The sequence below is a fragment of the Leptolyngbya sp. ST-U4 genome (assembly GCF_039962215.1).
Taxonomy (GTDB): Bacteria; Cyanobacteriota; Cyanobacteriia; order Elainellales; family Elainellaceae; genus Leptolyngbya_A.
This window is the reverse complement of the sequence record NZ_JAMPKZ010000003.1, coordinates 34,034-53,438: the sequence shown is the minus strand read 5'-3', so window position 1 is coordinate 53,438 and position 19,405 is coordinate 34,034. Positions and strand designations below refer to the sequence as shown.

Annotated in this window: 9 protein-coding genes and 1 pseudogene; 5 read left to right on the top strand and 5 right to left on the bottom strand. The window is 49.3% G+C overall.

Annotation, left to right across the window (positions count from 1 at the left end; translation table 11 throughout):
* Positions 1 to 6: 6 nt before the first annotated feature.
* The gene (locus NDA02_RS07660) at positions 7 to 6,045 is read right to left on the bottom strand and encodes an AAA family ATPase (protein WP_348254741.1); all 6,039 of its coding nucleotides are present in this window, start codon (positions 6,043 to 6,045) and stop codon (positions 7 to 9) included.
* Between the two features lie 477 nt (positions 6,046 to 6,522).
* Between NDA02_RS07660 and NDA02_RS07655 the strand changes: the two are divergent.
* Positions 6,523 to 6,657, top strand: a pseudogene (locus tag NDA02_RS07655) (IS1 family transposase); the annotation flags it as partial.
* Between the two features lie 466 nt (positions 6,658 to 7,123).
* Here the strand turns inward: NDA02_RS07655 and NDA02_RS07650 are convergent.
* From NDA02_RS07650 to NDA02_RS07640, 3 genes are all read right to left on the bottom strand, one after another.
* Positions 7,124 to 7,699: a hypothetical protein gene (locus NDA02_RS07650; protein ID WP_190791239.1), complete on the bottom strand. Its 576-nt coding sequence runs from the start codon at positions 7,697 to 7,699 to the stop codon at positions 7,124 to 7,126.
* A gap of 228 nt (positions 7,700 to 7,927) precedes the next feature.
* Complete coding sequence (locus NDA02_RS07645) at positions 7,928 to 8,755, bottom strand: CPBP family glutamic-type intramembrane protease (protein WP_190791240.1); 828 nt, start codon at positions 8,753 to 8,755, stop codon at positions 7,928 to 7,930.
* A 125-nt stretch (positions 8,756 to 8,880) separates the two neighbouring features.
* Positions 8,881 to 11,037 carry an ATP-dependent RecD-like DNA helicase gene (locus NDA02_RS07640; protein ID WP_347277849.1) on the bottom strand — a complete coding sequence of 719 codons (2,157 nt, stop codon included), beginning with the start codon at positions 11,035 to 11,037 and terminating at the stop codon, positions 8,881 to 8,883.
* 726 nt (positions 11,038 to 11,763) lie between these two features.
* On the opposite strand from NDA02_RS07640, the gene NDA02_RS07635 reads away from it, so the two are divergent.
* Both NDA02_RS07635 and NDA02_RS07630 read left to right on the top strand, forming a co-directional pair.
* Positions 11,764 to 13,017 (top strand): DUF3747 domain-containing protein, encoded by a 1,254-nt coding sequence (locus tag NDA02_RS07635; protein WP_190791241.1) that lies wholly within the window; start codon positions 11,764 to 11,766, stop codon positions 13,015 to 13,017.
* Between the two features lie 819 nt (positions 13,018 to 13,836).
* Positions 13,837 to 14,814, top strand: coding sequence for a phosphodiester glycosidase family protein (locus NDA02_RS07630; protein WP_347277848.1), 978 nt, complete (start codon positions 13,837 to 13,839; stop codon positions 14,812 to 14,814).
* Positions 14,815 to 14,936: 122 nt separating this feature from the next.
* Here NDA02_RS07630 and NDA02_RS07625 read toward each other — a convergent pair whose 3' ends face one another.
* The gene (locus NDA02_RS07625; RefSeq protein WP_190791248.1) at positions 14,937 to 15,842 is read right to left on the bottom strand and encodes a heterodisulfide reductase-related iron-sulfur binding cluster; all 906 of its coding nucleotides are present in this window, start codon (positions 15,840 to 15,842) and stop codon (positions 14,937 to 14,939) included.
* 198 nt (positions 15,843 to 16,040) lie between these two features.
* Between NDA02_RS07625 and NDA02_RS07620 the strand changes: the two genes are divergently transcribed.
* The gene (locus tag NDA02_RS07620; RefSeq protein ID WP_242067246.1) at positions 16,041 to 18,212 is read left to right on the top strand and encodes a DNA polymerase III subunit gamma/tau; all 2,172 of its coding nucleotides are present in this window, start codon (positions 16,041 to 16,043) and stop codon (positions 18,210 to 18,212) included.
* A gap of 123 nt (positions 18,213 to 18,335) precedes the next feature.
* The gene (locus NDA02_RS07615; protein WP_190791250.1) at positions 18,336 to 19,349 is read left to right on the top strand and encodes a hypothetical protein; all 1,014 of its coding nucleotides are present in this window, start codon (positions 18,336 to 18,338) and stop codon (positions 19,347 to 19,349) included.
* The last annotated feature ends 56 nt before the right edge of the window (positions 19,350 to 19,405 follow it).

The window sequence follows — 19,405 nt, the reverse complement described above, 5'->3', positions numbered from 1 at the left end:
CACCTCCTAAAATTGCTTTAAAAATTCCAAAATTTGTCGCCCTTTAAATCCTTTGGCAAGCTGCCGCAAGTGGGTAGCAAAAGGGCTCCATTGCTGGTTTGACTCCTCCAACTGGGTTACTCGTTTGGCGATGGCTCGTAAATCTCCTCGCATGGCTAAATCCAGAAGAATAGCAACCTCTTCTGCTGGCGGAATCGAAAAATCAACTGAAAGGTTAGGGACAGCTGAGGCAGAACTCACTTGGCTATTTTCCTGCTGGTCCCTCTCTTTAAAGGGTTCTTGAATGTCGCTCTCATTTTCGTAAATCCATTCCAATTTCAGGTGTTCTTGCAATTTCTGGAGGAGGTCGGCCTCTCGAATTGGTTTCGACAGAAAATCATTGCAGCCTACCTTGAGACTCTGTTGCTGATCGAATTCAAAGACACTAGCCGAGACTGCAATCACAACGGTATCTTTTAGGGCTGGCATTAACCTGAGTTGTCGGGTTGCCTCAAAGCCGTCTAGATTCGGCATCACTAAGTCAATCAGAACAGCATCGGGCTGAAAATCCTGTGCTTTATTCAATCCGTCTTCACCATCCACAGCGTCTATGACGTCAAATCCGATCGGCTCTAAGAGATTCACAAGGATAGAGCGATTTGTCGGTTTGTCGTCCACCACTAAAATTTTCCGCCTGTCGCCTGTGAACCCAGTAATTGTGCGCTTTGAGGTAGCAGCATCTGTCGATGAATGGACCGCCACTAGGTCTAAATCAAACCAGAAAGTGCTACCTACACCCAAGGTACTCTTGACCTGAAGCGTTCCTCCCATCATCTCAACCAGCTGACAGCTGATGGCTAGCCCTAACCCCGTTCCTTCTGTCTTACGGCTATTTTCGCCCACCTGTTGAAACGGCTTGAAGATCTCATCAAGCTGATCAGCAGCAATGCCAACACCGGAATCTTCGACTTGAAAGCGAATCTTCTGCTCGTGATAACCCACCTTAAAAACAACCGTTCCCGTTTCAGTGAATTTGACGGCATTGCCAAGCAGGTTTAGCAGGACCTGGCGCAAGCGTTTGTCATCCGCCCGAATCACCTTAGGCAGAGAAGATGGTGTCTGATAGGTTAACGAAATGCCTTTTTGTTCAGCTTTAATTTTGCAGATCTCTACGATGCTTTGTAAGAATTCCGCAAAATGAAACTCTCTTGAATACAGCTCCATCTTACGGGCTTCAATTTTAGAAAGATCTAAAACATCATTGATCAGCGTTAGTAGGTGCTCTCCACATTGGTGAATGATTGCAATGCGATTCTTTTGCAGTTCGGATAAAGAGCGGTCTTTTTGACAAATTTGTGTATATCCTAAGATGCCATTCAGTGGCGTACGAAGTTCATGGCTCATGTTTGCCAGAAATTCACTCTTCGCTCGGTTGGCAGACTGGGCTATTTCTTCTGCCTGTTGGCGATCGCGAACCTCTTGCTGAAGCTGTAGGGTTCGCTCTTCTACTTTCATTTCCAGAGTTTTACTGTAATTCTCTAACTGTTCATGCGATCGTTTTAGATCAGTGTTGGCGGCTGCCAAATCTTGATAAAGACGGGCGTTTTCAAGGGAGATCGCCGCTTGGGAGGATAAAAGCTGCAAAACTTCTACTCGCTCTGCTGTAAAAGCACCCGTTGTTAAATTGTTTTCCAAATAGAGAATGCCAATGAGCTTACCTTGATGAACGATCGGCACACACAAAACGGATTTGGGCTGACGATCAAGAATATAGTCATCCGTTGTGAAAATTCCCTCACGGGTCGCTTCATTCAGAACCACATTCTCCTGCGTTTGCCGCACATAATTGATGATGGATAGCGGTAGCTGACTTGCCTCTACAGGAATAAATTGTTGAACGATGATTTCATGTTGATTAACCTGCCCAGTGGCTTCGATAAAGAGTTTCGAGTCTTTTTCTAGAATTAATATCCCTGTTTCTGCACCTGCATTTTCAAGCAGAATTTGCATCAACGTGGTTAGCAAATTGCTTAAAACAATTTCACCTGAAAGAGCTTGCGCGGCTTTCATGACGGTGGCTAAGTCCAGGTTGTGATTAGCTTCAGGATAATTTGTTGTTCTTTGAGGAATTGTCGCTTTTGTGCCGCTTTTAGCTGAAGTTCTGGTTAAAAATTGAGGGTATTTTTCTTCTAAATGCTCAACTTTAGCTTGAGCACCCCAAACCTGATAAGCATAATGCGCCTTTTGTAGATAGAGTTGAGCGATCGCATCTCTCCCCCATCCTAAATAACACTTACCTGCCAACTCATACGCCAATGCTTCTTCATTCAAATATTCGTTTTCTTTAGCCAAAGCAATAGCTTGATCATACCGTTCCATTGCTTGTTCTTTTTCATCTAAAACTCGATGCCGTTCTGCCTCTACTAAATAGAATTTGTGCAGGTAATTCATAGGGGCATGATGCGCCCAATTCTGCATTTTTTCTTGATTAGCTTTTACTCTGCCAAGAATTTCTTGCTGTTCGGACTGGAGGGCATCAGAATATACTGCCAGCTTAATTAAAGAATCATAGAAATGGAAGAGAGAAATATGGGGTGTTGCGATAACTGCGTCTAAATAGTCTTCTTCGATTACGGCATTTTCGATCGCTTCTGAGTAATTTTCAAATAAATAACAAAGTAAAAGTTTATTCAAATAGGTGTAAGCAATTGCTGCTCTATCGTTTGCTTGCTCGTGTAGTGGTAGCCCTATTTGTTCATCGTAGGCTTGACCTTGGAGACGGCAAGGATTTTCACTTTGCCCCAGCAGGTTTAAGGTAGCCTGCCAATAGATTTCGTGATAATTGAGTGCTGTTTTTTGCTTGATTTTATCAATTGCATCTCTATTGATTGACATCTCTCTTGCAAGGGCAGTCAATTCTTTGCTGCTGTAGTAAGCAAAATAGGAGTTTACTAATAGACCAAAAGCACCAAATTCCAAATCTCCTGTCTCCATCCCAATAGAATAAGCCGACATCAAAGGCTCTAACGTTTTTCTCAGATGTTCTTTCCAGGGTCGGATAAAGATATTGACAATAACGATCGTTTTAGCTTTAATTTCTTGAGTATTTAATCTTGACAGCAGATCTAAAGCTAATTGACCAAACTGATAGCCCGAGTCAATATCTCCCACAATTCCGCAAAGTAGAAGACCATAATTGGCATAAGCAGTAGGAGAAACGGGAGCATTACCGTGTTGGACTGATAGATCGACTTGTTTGCACACCGCCAATGGTAACAGTGCAGGAGCAGCAATATAGGCGGGAGCAAAGATACTTGCTAAAAGTTTAATGGCTGCTAGTTTGCAGGGATCACTCATTTGAGGCAGATCGACTAAATCCTCAATTCGTCTCCCATTCAAAATCACCGCAGTTTCGGAGAGTGCTTGTCCAATATCAAATGGAACTGGGTTTTCGGGAAAATTCACTCCCAACAGCTTTAAGGCTTGTAGTGCCGTATTAATTGCTTCTAGCAGTTTGTTCTGCAATACATGAGCTTGAATCTGAATCTCATATACTTTCACTTTTTCCAATAAAGTTTTAGCGCAGTTTTGCACAATGTCAACGAATCGCTGTACTGCTTCAAAATCACTGCTTAAATATGCCGACTCTGCTGCTTCAGTGTGCAGTGCTAATGCTAATTCGTACTGATCAGTCCAGCTATCTTCAACTAACAATTCAATCCCTGCTTGCAAATATTCAACAGCTGCAACATAAGCCATTGCTATCTTTGCTTTCTGTCCTGCTATCAAATTAAGCTGAGAAATTCTGTCTCGTTCTACTGGATCGGTAACTAGCTCAATTCCTAAGTTGAGGTGATCAACAATCTCAAATATCTTTTCTGATAACGTCTCTGATGACGTGTTTTGCCAAAGCAAACGCCCAATTTGCAAGTGAGTCGCTTGCTTAAAACTTTGATCAATCAGTGCATACGCGGCTTGTTGCACCCGATCGTGGAGAAATCTAAATTCCAGACTTACTAGATGTGTATCAATCAGGTCTTCAGATGCAAGCGTTAATTCAGAGGTTGGTAATACTAAGCCTTCTTCAATAGCTGGCAAAAGATCTTGATGGGTGTCAACTGGCGATCGCTTATAAATAATTGAAAGCGTCTGCAAGTCAAACGTATTACCCATACAAGCCGCCAACTGCAACACCTGCTGAGTAGATTCAGGTAATTTTCGCAACTTCTGAATCATCAACTCAATAACATTATCAGTAATATCAAGTGCCTCAATTTGGGTAATATTCCATTGCCAGCAAGGTTTATCTGCATTCAATGGAGTTGTGAAAGTTAACAGGCTTTCTTGATATAGCGTCTGGAGAAATTGGTTGACAAAGAAGGGGTTGCCAGATGTCTTGCGGATGACTAATTCGGCCAACGGTTGAACAGAACTTACATTACTGTGCAGCGTGTCAGCAATGAGATGGCTAATATCTGCGAGGGCTAAAGGAGCTAAGGTAATTTCATGAATGACAACGGCTTTAGAGCGTAGTAAATCAAGCGCCATCATCAAGGGATGACTTGGACTGACTTCATTATCTCGGTACGCTCCAATTAAAAACAAATAGCCTGTTTCTGCATCGTCTAGAATCACAGCAAGCAGTTTAAGCGTGGCAGAATCAGCCCATTGCAAATCGTCCAGAAACAGAACTAACGGGTGCTCTGGTGAGCAGAAAACACGGATAAAGTTTTGAAAAACAAGATTAAATCGGTTTTGTGCTTCCGTTGGTGCCAGCTCTACAGCAGCGGGTTGCTTGCCCACAATCAATTCCACGTCTGGAACAACATCAATAATGACTTGCGCATTGTTACCCAGAACATCTAAAAGTTTAGTTCGCCATTGCGCCAGTTGGGTTTCGCTTTCAGTCAGCAGTTGTTTCACTAATAACTGAAAGGCAGTAATAATCGCAGAGTAAGGAACATTGCGTTGAAATTGGTCAAATTTACCGGAGATGAAGTATCCTCTCGCACCAACGATCGGTCTGCGGATTTCGTTCACCAACGATGATTTACCAATGCCAGAGTAACCCTTAACCAGTATGGCTTCCGCTTTGCCAGTACTAACGCGATCGAAAGTGCTCATTAACAAACTCACTTCCCGATCGCGCCCATACAGCTTTTCTGGAATTGAAAATTGGCTAAATAAATCAAACTCTCCCACCTTGAAGTGGGAAATCGCACCAGAGGCTTCCAGCATCTTTAGACAAATCTCTAAGTCAGCCTTCAGCCCGAGTGCACTTTGATAACGGTCTTCTGCTGTTTTGGCGAGTAACTTCATGACAATATCGGACACTGCCTCTGGAATGTCCGAATTGACAAGATAAGGCGGGACTGGCGTTTTAGCAATGTGGCAGTGAATGATCTCTAAGGCATCGGTTGCTGGAAACGGCAACTGTCCAGTCAGCATTTCATAGAAAGTAACGCCTAGAGAATAAAAATCGGTGCGGTAGTCGATCGATCGGTTCATTCTCCCAGTCTGTTCTGGAGACATATAGGAGAGCGTTCCTTCGAGAACGTTGACGTGGTTAATCGTTGATTTTTCTCTTGTTAAATGTGTAGCAATACCAAAATCAATCAGCCTAACTGCACCTGTTGTTGTGTTAACCAGAATATTGTCAGCTTTAATATCTTTGTGAATAATGTGTTGCTGATGAATCTGTGCCAGAACTGAGGATAAGTGAATTATAATCTGTAAAGAAATATCTAAGTTGAGTTGTCGTGTGGCGATCGCTCTAGCTAACGACTCACCATCAAAATCAGCCAGAATCAGGGCTAGCCCGTTACCATTATTTTCTAACGCTAAAGGCTTAACAATTCCTTCAGGTTCTAGGTCTTGCAGAATCTGGTATTCATGTCTTAATCGAGTCAATTGCTCAACTGTTGGATACTCAGCTCTCAGTGTTTTTATAATGACAGAGGTAGGTTCTAGATCGCTCTTAGACACTGTCTTAGCTCGGTAAACGCGGTTAGTGTCTCCTTCATATAGAACTTCGAGCAAGTGGTAGCCAGCGATCGTAGTACTCATCTTCTTCTTTGTACTGATGATATGAGTAGATGATTAGTGCTCGAGTTTTATCTGTACCCAACGCAGCAAAGGTAGTTTGATTAGCCTTTAGACGCAATGAAATCAGTTGCAGAGCGGTCATTTCTATTCCTACGATAGATGGCATACCTTGGAGCTGTAGTGGGAGCAATAATACTTTACTTGTTAATCCTTAATACAGAGTTATGCCCTGAAGATAATAGGGTGAGAAGGCTATACGTTGGTATGCCTTAAACAAGTGTGAGATAGGTGGTGAGGGCATTCCAAGGAGACTGTAAATTAGAGTGGGTCAAAGGTCGGAAATGAGATCTACTGGATTACTGAAACTGAGACATAAGACTTCGCATCCCAGAGCAATTGACGAGGAATTGGGAAGAAACTGTCAGATTTAGGTACCCAAATCTGGGTTGTGCGCTAAACAAGTGTGGATAGATAGAATAAAAGCAATGCCGTGATAGTGTGTCTGCTATACGCTGTCCCTTCTGCGACCATAGCAAAATCTATCAACACGGTCGGACTCGTAAGGGTGCCCAACGCTTCAAATGCCCAACCTGCCAACAAACGTTTACGGAAACGTTCGACACGCTTTATTACCTATAAGTGGATTATTCAGGAAGAACTGCGTCGCTACCACGGCACGGGCTGGTCGGGAACGCTTTGCTTGCTGCCGTTTGTGCTGGGGATGGCAGTGCCTCAACTCTTGCGAATGTTTGACCCCAATGTGTCGGGCGAGTTTGGCTGGTTTTCGCTGCTGGGCATTGCGTGGATCTATATTGTGCAGTTTCGCCTCTACCACACCGTGAACCGGATTTATCAGGATGCAGGCATGAAGAAACCGCTCGCCGTCTGGTGGATTGCAATTCCCGGACTGAATCTGGTGGTTGGCTTGCGGCAAATTCACCTTCTCAGCGAGTTTTGGGCACAGCAGCAGGGTGTGGAAGGGAATGACCCGATCGCCAAATTCTTCCCGTTTTTATCTCAGCTCTAACATCGCAGGTTGAATGGATAGCTTGAATCAGCATCGCTCCGCCCTACAGGGGTTCCCTTTTCTAACCGATGCCTAACTCTTTACCGATCGTCGGCTGATGCGTTCTCGCAGTGCCCAAAGACTAATCATTGCTGCAAACCCTGCGCCTAAACTATCCATAATTAAATCTGTGACCGTATCGTTCACGTCGCCAATCACTTCAGTATTAAAAATAAATCCGGCTGACCATTCCATAATTTCCCAGATCGCACCGATCGCAATTCCAAAACTGGCAACGGTCAACACATAAAGCCAGGGATGTTGGCGAAACACGGACAGCATCGATCGATACACCAAAAACCCCAGTGCCAGCGTAATCGCAAAGGTAGTGAAGGCATGGGTAATTTCATCATAGGGTCCAGGCTGATAAAACAATCGCCACACCCAACCGCCTGCATTCAACAGGGCAGCAATCACAAACAGGAAATCAAACAGGGTCGGCAGCTTATCATCGGTGAGAATAAACACCAGAGCCGCAATCCAGAATCCTGCCAGCGCGATCGCATTGTTCCACTGCCCCTGAGCGATCGCCGCAATAATTGCAATGAACAGCACAAGCTCTCCAAGCCACGCTGCAATTCGATATCCTCGCCAGTTTGTTCTCATCATTTTACTGAACACTGCTTAATCAAGATAGCGATCGTCTGCATGATATCAATTCCTGGCCGCTCAACGATCCATAAACTCTGCTGAAAGGGTGGTTTGTGAAAGCGGTTTGCAATTTAACAGCTCAGACGACAGATTGCGTGTGGGCTCGGTATCTTGCCTGCCCAATTTGGGCAAGACGACCATTCCACAAGCCAGCTGAGAAGATTGCCCATGGCGTAAAGCCGATTTCTACAGGAACAGAGGCGCAATTCCGTGTAGAACGATATCTGCAACAAAGTGAGACAGCATCGCCGCCTCTAATCCAAACGTGAAGTAGAGATAGCCAAACCCAATCCCGGCTAATCCATTCAGCAAGATGGCTCGTGTAATCACTAGCGGCGTAAGCGGCAAAATCGCGGCGGTTGCGGGCAGGTGTCCTAAGCCAAACAGAATGGCTGCACTGATCGTCGCAATCCACAAAATCGATCGCGTCGGATGACCATTGGCACGATGAGCAATAAACTTGCCAATGAACGCAATCAACGAAAGAACAAACAGCCGCAGATAAATTTCTTCGTTAATGCCGCCGTAGAACGATGCAAGAAACCCTTGCCATACAGGAGGCTGAATCGCCGCTGCAACAGGACTGCTTGCCTGCCCCAATTGCTGAGCTAAAGCAGGCGCAAACACAAACGCATCAAGTCCCAACACCGCCAGCGATGCCACAATGCCCCAACCGATCGCCGGAAGCACAAACGCTTTGACCCGCTCACTCACTGACTCTCTTTCTGATTCTCCTTGAAGCAGAGCGCGTAAGATGGGTGTCCCTAGCCCTATGCGATTGGCAAAGAATAAGCCTGCGGCGATCGTAATTGCCAGCACGATCGCGGATTGTCCGATTTGTAGCGCAACGACAACAGGCAGCGAAAACGGAAGTTGAATCGTTGCCAAATTAGCAGATTGAAGGGTCAGTGCATAGGGAATTAGAGCGATCGAGCCCAGAATTCCGGCAAGCCAGAGCGTCAGAAAAATCCGTCGGTTCAAGGGTTTCGATTTTGATGGAACAGTTGCAACCATTGCAATAAATCTTCTCTAGCGCGATAGATTCTGTCAAGATTCTGCTCTATTCAAGCTTCGGCAAAGCCGCCTCCACCCAAAACGTAATCTTGCTCAAATTTCCCCTCATTTTCCCACTTCCCCACCTACGTCTGCAATCGTTCCGTCAGCAGCGTATATCGTTCTCGATCTTTTACTTGCCGCACCGCATAGCCGATCGCCTTTTGAGGTCCAACAAAGATCGCCAGTTTCCGAGCGCGGGTGAGTCCGGTGTAGATCAAGTTGCGCGACAGCAAGAGATAGTGCTGCATATACACGGGCAGGATCACGACCGGATATTCGCTGCCCTGAGATTTGTGGATACTGATGGCAAAGGCGAGAGCAATTTCATTCAAATCTGCGTAATCATAGCTGACGAGCCGATCGCCAAACAAAACCGTCACTTCCTGCTGATCGGTATCGATCGCCTCAATCACGCCCAAGTCCCCGTTAAACACTTCCCGGTTGTAGTCGTTGACCTGCTGAATAATGCGATCGCCGACTCGAAGCGTTGTGCCGCCGCGCGTGAGTTCTGCTTTGCCGAGTCCGGGCGGGTTGATGAGCTGCTGCAAGACCTGATTCAGGTTGCGAGTTCCCACTTCGCCGCGAGTCATCGGGCTAAGGATCTGCACCTCTTTGGGCTCAAAGCCAAGCGGGGGAATCAGGTGGGTAATCAAATCGCGGATTGCCTGCACCCCGTCTGGCGGTTCAGGTGCGTTGAGCGAAAGACAGTCCGATCGCGGCTGATTGGAAACTCGCTCGACTTGCGGCATCTGTCCCTGGTTGATGCGGTGGGCGTTCATCACAATCTGGCTGGTTTGCGCCTGCCGGAACACCTGAGTCAGTCGCACTACGGGAATTTCGCCAGAATGAATCAGATCGGACAGCACATTGCCTGCACCCACGCTGGGCAACTGATCAATATCGCCCACCAGCAACACCTGCGCCTCTGGGTCGATCGCCTTCATCAGCGAATTCGCCAGAAAGATATCGAGCATCGACGCTTCATCCACCACGATCGCCTCTGCCGGAATCGGGTTATCGCGATCGCGCTTGAAGCCCATTGTCGATGGGTCAAACTCCAGCAAACGGTGAATCGTTTTGGCTTCCTGTCCGGTCATTTCGCTCAGGCGTTGGGCGGCGCGTCCGGTGGGAGATGCTAAGGCGATCGATTTTCCCATTGCTTTCCAGAGGGCGACGATCGTGCGCGTGCAAAAGGTCTTTCCGGTTCCGGGTCCGCCTGTGAGAATCAGAACGCGCTGCTGGGCTGCCATCTCGACTGCCTGACGCTGCTGCTCTGAGAGCTGAAGCCCGTTTTTTTCGGTAAAGCGATCGATCCAACGCTGCACACGCGGCAGGTCTACCTGAACCGGCTCGATCAGCAGTCGCCGCGATCGCTCCGCTAAGCCAAACTCAGCGCCGTAAAAGGTGGGCAAATAGCACAAATACCCCCGGTCTAAACTGTCTTGAATCACCAGTTCGCCGTCCTGTGCCAACTGCGCGACCAGGGGCGCGATTTCTTCGGGAACAGGCTGGTGGTCAGCAATTGCCAATCGCTTTACCGTGCGATCGACCAATTCATCCTGCGGCAAAAAACAGTGACCCTCGTCCGCCGCTTCCCGCAAAACGTGCAAAATGCCACTGCGATAGCGATACGTGGAACCTGGAGGAATGCCCAGATTGCGGGCGATCGTGTCTGCCGTGACAAAGCCAATACCGTAAATGTCGCTGGCAAGCTGATAGGGGTTTTCTGTCACCACCTCGATCGATCGATCGCCGTACTGCTTAAAGATCTTCACTGCGTAGGTCGTCGAAACGCCGTGCCCCTGCAGGAACAGCATCACTTCTTTAATCGACTTTTGCTCGACCCAGGCTGCCTGGATGAGTTTGACCCGCTTCAGTGCAATTCCCGGCACTTCCACCAAGCGATCGATCTGATGTTCGATAATTTCCAGCGTCTCCAAGCCAAAGTGAGCCACGATCCGCTTTGCCGTCACGGGTCCAACGCCCTTGATCAGCCCACTTCCCAAATACTTCTCGATTCCCGTTAGCGTTGCAGGCTTGGTTTCTCGATACTGCATCACCTGAAACTGCTGCCCGAACTTCGGATGATCGCGCCAAATGCCTTGAAGCTGAAGCGTCTGCCCCGCCTGAATATTGGCAAAGCTGCCGACGATCGTAATCAGCTCACTGGTGCGGGGAACCTTCATTCGCGCCACGGTATAGCCCGTCTCCTCGGAGTGAAAGGTCAGCCGCTCCACCACGCCCTGCAACGCTTCTGTGGGCGCACGATACGAACCCGCTTCGTCTTTTGCTTTAGCGGCTGAAGGATTCCCGGCTGAAGTGTTCCCGGTGGAATGATAGGAGGTCTGAGGATCAGTCACAGTGTCTTATCGCGTCTTGATCAAGTCATGTCCCTTCTCTATCCTGCCACTGATTTTTAGAGGCGATCGAGATTGGGGAATCAAGAAGACGGTTCGGTTCAGATTCGGTTCAGAATCCAGTTCACAATCCAGTTCACAATCAATTCCTTTGGAACATTTTCGATCGCAAGAAGGTCAAGGCAAGCGGATGAGGACGAACGCGGTTAAATTTTCTGCTAATCTCCATCATCAGCTTGATTTCTTCTCAATGAGTTACTGATCCATCATTCGATCGCAAAAGCATTAGGAAACAAACCAAATCTTTCTGCGTCTTCGACTGATTTAACAGAAATTCAGATTTCCCTCCAGGCTATAGTTCATCTCATTTTCGATACAGAATTAGGGAACTTTTGATTTGATTTCCGTCTTTGATTTTGTGAGCTGAATTTACCGCTAAAGCGATCGTCTTTTGATTCCTTAGCTAGTTTGTTGAAATCGGAAGAATGTAGAAAAGGGCTGATTCAAACTGCAATTTTTTTAGTTCCAGACGGTCCTTTTATTCCAATCCTTTTTGCTATCGCAATTGTCATCATCGGTCTTTCATTCATTCGTCTTCGAGGTGTTCCTATGAAGTCTACTTTTCGTCGCCTTGCTGCCGTTGCCGCTGTCACCACCACTGCTGTTGCAAGTGCATTAACCGCCATTCCTTCGATCGCCGGACAGTTTGGGCAAAAAGAAGTGGATCAAAGTAAGTTTGTTGCGGTTGCAGCTCCGCTTCAGGGCGGCAGTAACCACCAGCTTTTGGTACTGGAACAGGTTTCTAGTGCGCGTCCTTGCTGGAGCGAATCGGGAGCAGCTCCGGTGGTCGTTGATCCGCTGCTGGTTCAGTTTGACTTCACAGGAATTTGCGGACGCAGCACCGACAGCAACGGCTACTCGATTCGAGTGAATGGCGAAGACCTGGGCTTGCAGTACAGCCTGCGCGTCGTGAAAAAAGATAACGATATGCTGCTGGTTGGTGCGTCGCGCGATCGTTCTAAGCCAATGCTGCTGCTGGGGCAAACTGACGGCGTCACCAATAACTTTGCCAAAATCAACCTGAATTCGGGCTGGCGGTTCACCAAGCGGATGTATGGCGAAAGCGTGCTGGGCCACGTTTATCTTACTTATGAAGGTGCAGCCGTGCCGACGATCGGGGCAGTTGGCGGCGGTACAGGAGCGGCTCCGGTGGTCACGCCTCCGAATCCGGGCACGGGTCAACCGACTTCTCGCTTCCGCGATACCGTGGGCGACATTTATCTGGCAGAGATCGATCGCGCCGTTCAGGTCGGCTTTATCTCTGGCTTTGAAGACAGCACCTTCCGCCCGCAGGCGGAGTTGACTCGTGAGCAGTTGGTTTCAATGGTGTTGGGGGCGATCGATAGCCTACCTAACGTGAATCTGAACGTTCCGGCTCAGGCAGGCGGCAACCCTTATTCCGATGTGGAAGCGTCGCGCTGGAGCGCAGCCCGGATTCAGTTTGCGAAGCAAAACAACCTGATCAGCGGCTACGAAGACGGCACATTCCGACCGGCTCAGCCTGTGACTCGTGCAGAGCTAATGGCAGTTCTGCGTCGGGCAGGTGAATATGCTAAGTCGCTTCAAGGTCAGCAGCCTCAGCTTCAGGGCAACCGTCCCGCGACTGCCTTCTCCGATACCAACGGTCACTGGGCAAACGGACTGATCAGCCAGATGTCCTCAGTGTGTAATGTAGCTTCTCCAGTGAATGAGCGCGGCACTGCCTTCTCGCCCAATAGCGCAGCTCAGCGAAACTATGCGGCGGCGGCAACCCTGCGAATGCTCAACTGTGTTAACCCTCAGCAAACTGCTGCTCAGCCGTAGCAAAACTTTTGCAGGCATCGGGAAACAGGGTTTTCTGGAAACGCTTGAGGTAAATACTTGACGCTGTCTACGGGTGGGTCTTTCGAGGCTCACCTGTTTTTTTGTATTGGAGAGGTTTTGTGCTGAAGTTGAGGTTGCAGACCGTAGTAAGGGGGCTGACGCATTCTTACAAGCTGCTATGTCTTCCGAGATATTTTACGAGACATAGAACCTATCCTTAATAGCGTCTCTGATTCGTTCCCAGAACAGCACAAAAATCTGTGCTCACTTATCAAACAAACGCTTTGTTTATATCATTACCTTTGCATCAATTTATGAAAGCTCAGCCTTGCGTATGTCTTGTCTGAGGAATTGTAAATAATTGTACGAAAGAATATCAAGGGATATTACAAGTCATGGACTTTCTCCCTGCTGCTGGCTAGTATTAATACATAGATAAATAAAGCCGTCAGCGAGAAACTCAGTATAAATACGCTGGCATTTAATAAATCAAACCCAGGCTGCTATAGTCTGGGTTTATTTTTGTTTCTTGTCTGAGTAATTTATCGCGTCATGTCTCAAACGATCGATTTTTCGTCGGGTTAGGCATCTTATCGACTCAATCTAAGTTGGGCAGGGCGTTCTCTAAGCAGCGATTTGAGAAGTCTTTGAGATGCTCCCTCAATGCTCCATAACTGGGGACTTCAAGGGGGGACTTTAACTGAGGACTTGGAAATTGCCTTCACCCTTCCTTTTAAGAAGATTGTCTTGAAGAAAAAATTTGAGGCAGAATACGGCAGGGAAGAAAAACTCGACAACTCAAATCCCTGAGGAGCAACAGTGAAACGTTGGTGGCTTGTTGGACTACTGCTTGTGGGGCTGGAAGTGCTGCTGTTTCAGGTAACGCATCGGGCCCAAACGCCCCCGCGCTCAGCCTCTACTGCTCAAATGCCTGCTTTTTCCGTTAATCCATCGGGCGATCCGTCGGGCAACCCATCTGTTGGTGAGATGGCTTCTCCTACTCCTAATCCAGCAGAGACAGTTCGCTATGAAACTTATACGCTGCCCCAAGCAACGGCTCATGTGCTGACGATTCCGAGCGGAAGTGGAGCGATCGTCCGAGTGGGGGTTGCGTCGGGCGCAGATTCCCTCGAAAACTTTGTCAAGTCTAGTGGGGCGATTGGGGCAATCAACGGTGGATATTTTGACCCGGAAAATTTGCTCTCCACTTCCTATGTAGTGCAGCAGGGGCAGCTTGTTGCCGATCCAAAACTGAACGATCGCCTGATGCAAAACCCGAATCTGGCTCCCTATATGGACAAGATTTTGAATCGATCGGAGTTTCGCCGCTATCAGTGTGAGGACGGAGTGCGCTATGCAATCACGCCGCAAAATGAAGCCACCCCTGCTGGATGCCAGCTTATCGATGGGCTGGGGGCAGGTCCGCAGCTTTTGCCCGCGCTCACCCTGGAACAAGAAGGCTTTCTGGCAGTGGAAAACGGGACAGTGATTCGAGACGCGATCGGCTACAGTCAGCCCAATGCGCGATCGGCGATCGGACTCACCGAGCAGGGAGACGTGGTGCTGGTCATGGTGGCAAAGCAGCCCAATAATCCCTCAAACTCTGGCATTTCCCTGCCTGCACTGGCGGAGTTTATGAAAACCCTGGGCGTGACACAGGCATTGAACCTGGACGGAGGCGGATCGTCTTCTCTGTACTATGACGGCAAAACGATCTTAGGTTCTGTGGATAACGCAGGAAACCCAGTGGGTCGATCGGTCAAGTCCGTGCTGCTGGTTGTGCCACCGACTCCTTAGAGGTGTTTGTTGAAAGGGTATTTGGGGAGTGTGAGAGGGACTACACTACCCCCTAAATCCCCCAAAAATGGCGGACTTTGAATTCCAGAAGTAAGTCATGGGATCTGTACTTCCGGCAGTGATTACAGCCCCAGCTTTTCCAGCACCGGACGAGTCGAAACCACATGGCGTTCTAAGCCGAGCCGCTTGGGTTCGATGCCAACCGCTAAGCCAATGAGCTGCGGCAAGTGCAGCACGGGCAAACCGAGCTTGCGACCGATCGTATCCGCAACTTCGGGCTGACGCGAATCCAGGTTTAGATGGCACAAGGGACAGGGCGTCACCATACAGTCTGCGCCAGAGTCGATCGCGTCCTGGATATGATTTCCTGCCATTTGAAACGCCTGAGACGGAGCATAGCTGGAAAGGGGCCAGCCACAGCACTGGGTTCTGCCCCGATAGAAAATGGGCGTTGCGCCGATCGTCTCGAACACGCGCTCCATCGACTGAGGATTGTAGGGATCGTCGTAAGGCAAATGCTTTTGTGCCCGCAGCAGGTAGCAGCCGTAGAAAGCCGCACACTTCAAGCCGGAGAGCTGGCGCGTCACTTTTTCCGAGAGGGCATCCAGCCCGTAGTCACCCACCAGTGCCCAGAGCAGATGCTTCACTTCAGACGTGCCTTTGTAGGGAGAGCAGCCTTCGTCTTTCAGTAAACCGTTGACCTTATCAAAATAAGCCGTATCCGATTCCTTCGCCTCCTTCAGCCGCTCATCGACGTGACCCAGCACCCCCTGACAGGTACTGCAATGAGTGAGCAAGGGCAGGTTGAGCGATTCGGCGAGGGCAATATTGCGGGCGTTGACGGTGTCCTCCATGAGCTGCGAGTCTTCCTTAAACGTCCCAGAGCCACAGCAGGACGCTTTTTTAAGCTCGATCAGCTCGATTCCCAGGGCTTCGGTCAGTGCCCCAGTGGACTGGTAAAGTTCCCGACAGGCGCCCTGTGCCACACATCCCGGAAAATAGGCGTACTTTAAAGTCATGGACAGCAGTATAAATGATCTAACATTTGCTCACTTCCATCATCTCTTTTTTAATGGGCGATCGTCCGAAGTTGACGCACTCCCTTAACATTGGTTGACTGAATCTCACCACAAGATTTCCCGCTCACCCCAAGCCAAACTTGCTAAAATCTTGACTCTCCCAGTCCCTCCCCTACCCATTCACTCATTCCCTCACCCCCCTCCCTCATGGTGACGACCCCGACCCCGCCCCTGCCCTACGAGCCGCTTCATCATAAATATCGTCCTCAAACCTTTGCTGAACTGGTTGGACAGGAGGCGATCGCCACCACATTGACCTATGCCCTGCGTCAGCAAAAAATCGCGCCTGCCTATCTCTTCACCGGAGCCAGGGGAACGGGAAAAACATCGAGTGCCAGGATTCTGGCAAAATCGCTCAACTGTCTGCAAAGCAATGTGCCTACTGAGACACCCTGCGGACGCTGCGAAGTTTGCCGATCGATCGCCAACGGCTCTGCCCTGGACGTGATCGAGATTGACGCCGCCAGCAACACAGGGGTAGATAACATTCGGGAGTTAATCGAACGCGCCCAGTTTGCCCCGGTTCAGTGTCGCTACAAAGTGTACGTGATTGACGAATGCCACATGTTGTCGACGGCATCCTTCAACGCCTTACTAAAGACTTTAGAAGAACCGCCCGATCGCGTTGTATTTGTATTAGCCACCACCGATCCGCAAAGAGTTTTACCGACGATTATTTCACGCTGCCAGCGATTCGATTTTCGGCGGATTGAATTAGGCGCGATGGTGAACCATTTGAGATCGATCGCTGCTAAAGAATCGATTCAAATTAACCCAGAAGCGCTTCAGTTGGTGGCGCAACTTTCCCAGGGCGGGCTGCGTGATGCTGAAAGTTTGCTGGATCAGTTGAGCTTGCTCGAAGGCGAAATTACTGCCGATCGCGTTTGGGATTTGGTGGGTGCGGTTCCAGAACGAGAGCTGCTGGCACTGGTGCAGGCAATGGCGGCAGATGATGGCGTGGGAGTGCTCGATCGGTCGCGGGCATTGCTCGATCGGGGTCGGGAACCGCTGGTGGTGCTGCAAAATCTGACCAGCTTTTATCGGGATATGCTGATTGCTAAAACCAGTCCCGATCGCCATGACTTAGTAGCAATCACGCCGCAGACTTGGGCAGAGCTGTGTGCCTTTGTCCAGCCCCTCGACCTGAGCCTGATTTTATCTGGACAGCAGCATCTCCGCACCTGTGAACCCCAGGTGAAAAACACCACGCAGCCACGCCTGTGGTTGGAAGTAACGCTGCTCGGGCTACTGCCTGCGGCAATGCAAAGCAGGTTTCCCGCTGGGGCGATCGGCAATATTACAGGCAATCTGGGAAGTTCAACGACCGTTCCCAAAATTACGATGCCTCCTCGTCCGGTTGCTCCGCCTGTTCAGCCTGCGTCTGAAGGAGCGCCTCCGCCAGTTCAAAAACCTGCGCCTGAAGCCAGCCCTGCTCAACCTGCGATCGAAGAAACCCGGCAAAACGCGACTCCGACCCGTAACCCTGCGGCAGCCCAAGCCGGAGCAAGCGGCAATGGTAATGGCAACGGCAATGGTAATGGCAACGGCAATGGTCATACGGCGATCGGCTCCAGCAACGGAACGCCCAAACCAGAATCCCCTGATCGGTCGCCTGCTCCCCCGATCGAGCCACAGCAGGACTGGTCTGAACTGTGGGAAAAAGTTCTGGGTCTGGTTCAGCCTTTTTCTACGCAAACCATGCTGCGGCAGCAGTGCCAGCTCATTCACTTCACAGGACAGGAAGCCCGGATTGGGGCACGATCGCAAAATCTGTTCAAGATGGCAAAAGATCGGCTGCCCAACATCGAAGCTGCGTTTGCAAAACTCTATCCACAGCCCATTAAAGTGACGCTGGAAGTGCTGGTGCGCAACGAGATAACGCCTGCGACCAGTGCCCCCATGCCTGCCCCGCCGACCCCCCTGTATCCTCCGGCTCCGCCTGCTGCTCCCCGCCAGGTCAAAGAAGAATCTCCTCCTGCGAAGGCGTTTGAATCAGCGAATGTTCCGCCAACTCAGAGCAGTTCTCCCAACGGAGTTAACCCGTCTCGGCTGCCGGTGCGCCCCTCTGAAACGGCGTTACCTACTGCTTCAGCGATGCCTGCCAGTGATTTTGTTGAACCTGCTGCAAGCTGGACTGCCGAAGATGAAGTTACTCGCGCTGCCAAAAGTTTGGCTCAAATGTTTAATGGTCAAATTGTGTGTTGGGATGATGAAACCGAGGGCGAATCGGTGAATGCCCTACCGGAGGAACCGTTGCCTGGAGGACAGCCTGTTTTAGAAACCCTGGATTCAGACCCGGATGGCGATGTCCCCTTTTAAGCTGGCAAACTTCAGGAATAATCGTGCGCTGAGCGGGGTGAACGGCTGCGCTTATTGCCCAAGACGTATGAAATCCAAGAGATTTCCGTAGATAATCGATCTGCACTGGGTAAAGCAGGCTTTATGAACGGAGACGATCGGCTGAACCTACCATTTGTGAACGATCTGTCTCAGCTTCCCCGAACCTTTGCCGAAACGATCGCTCAAATCGAAAAAGCTGCCCTGCAACGGCTGGCTGAAGAAGCAGATCGAAAAAAGCTCTATTACCATACCGAAACCCACATCAGGAACGTTCAGCGACGATCGCACCAAATTTTTGACGCAATTTACCCGGCTTTAACCCAGGAAGCCGCAGCCAATTCCACACCGATCGATCTGGAGCGAATGCGGCGATTGCTGAATCTGTGTGCGGTGGCGCATGATATGGTGCAGCTCTTTGAACACAATCCTCAAGGCCACATGGCGCGGCGGCGAACGCCCGGGGTCAGCGAAATTGCCACGATCGAGGAGCTTGTCGCCTATATTCATCAGACCAATCAGCAGCTAGAGCAGCAAAATTCCAGCCATGCCAGATTGACCGAGACCGATATTGCCATTATTCGAGAAGCAATCCACGCCACGATCTGCGCTTATGATTCTCAGGAGCAGGCGATTTATCAGCCGTTGCTTTATGACCCCCAGCAGTCTCCGGCCATCGTCACTCGGATTCTTGCCCTGGCAGATATCGGTGCGCTGGGAATGGACGGCATCGAGGTGTATAACCAGGAGGGCAGCCTGCTATTTTTGGAAGAAAATCCTGACGTGATTTCGCTCCTGCAAGACGGCACCCTCTATCAGCTCGAAGAAACCAATCCAGCCTTGGCGCAAAACATTCGGCAACGTTTATTAAGTCGCTGTCGCTTTCAGGTGAATTTTGCAAAAAGTCGGCTGGCGCGTATCGAGCCAGAGCTGCAAGGCTTTCCAGAAGCAGCAATTCCAGTTTTGAGGCATGAAATATTCAAATACCTGACTCCTGAGACCGTTCGGCGCGTTGAAGCCATTACGCCAACTGATAACGGAACTGGCTTGGGAAAGCTGCTTCAGTTTTTTCGATTTGAACAGTATCTCGATCTTGAGATTGAGGAGCTTGAGGTTTAGCAGGAGCTTGAAATTTAGATTGAGTCCGCCGAAACGAAATGGTTTGAGCGAAGAAA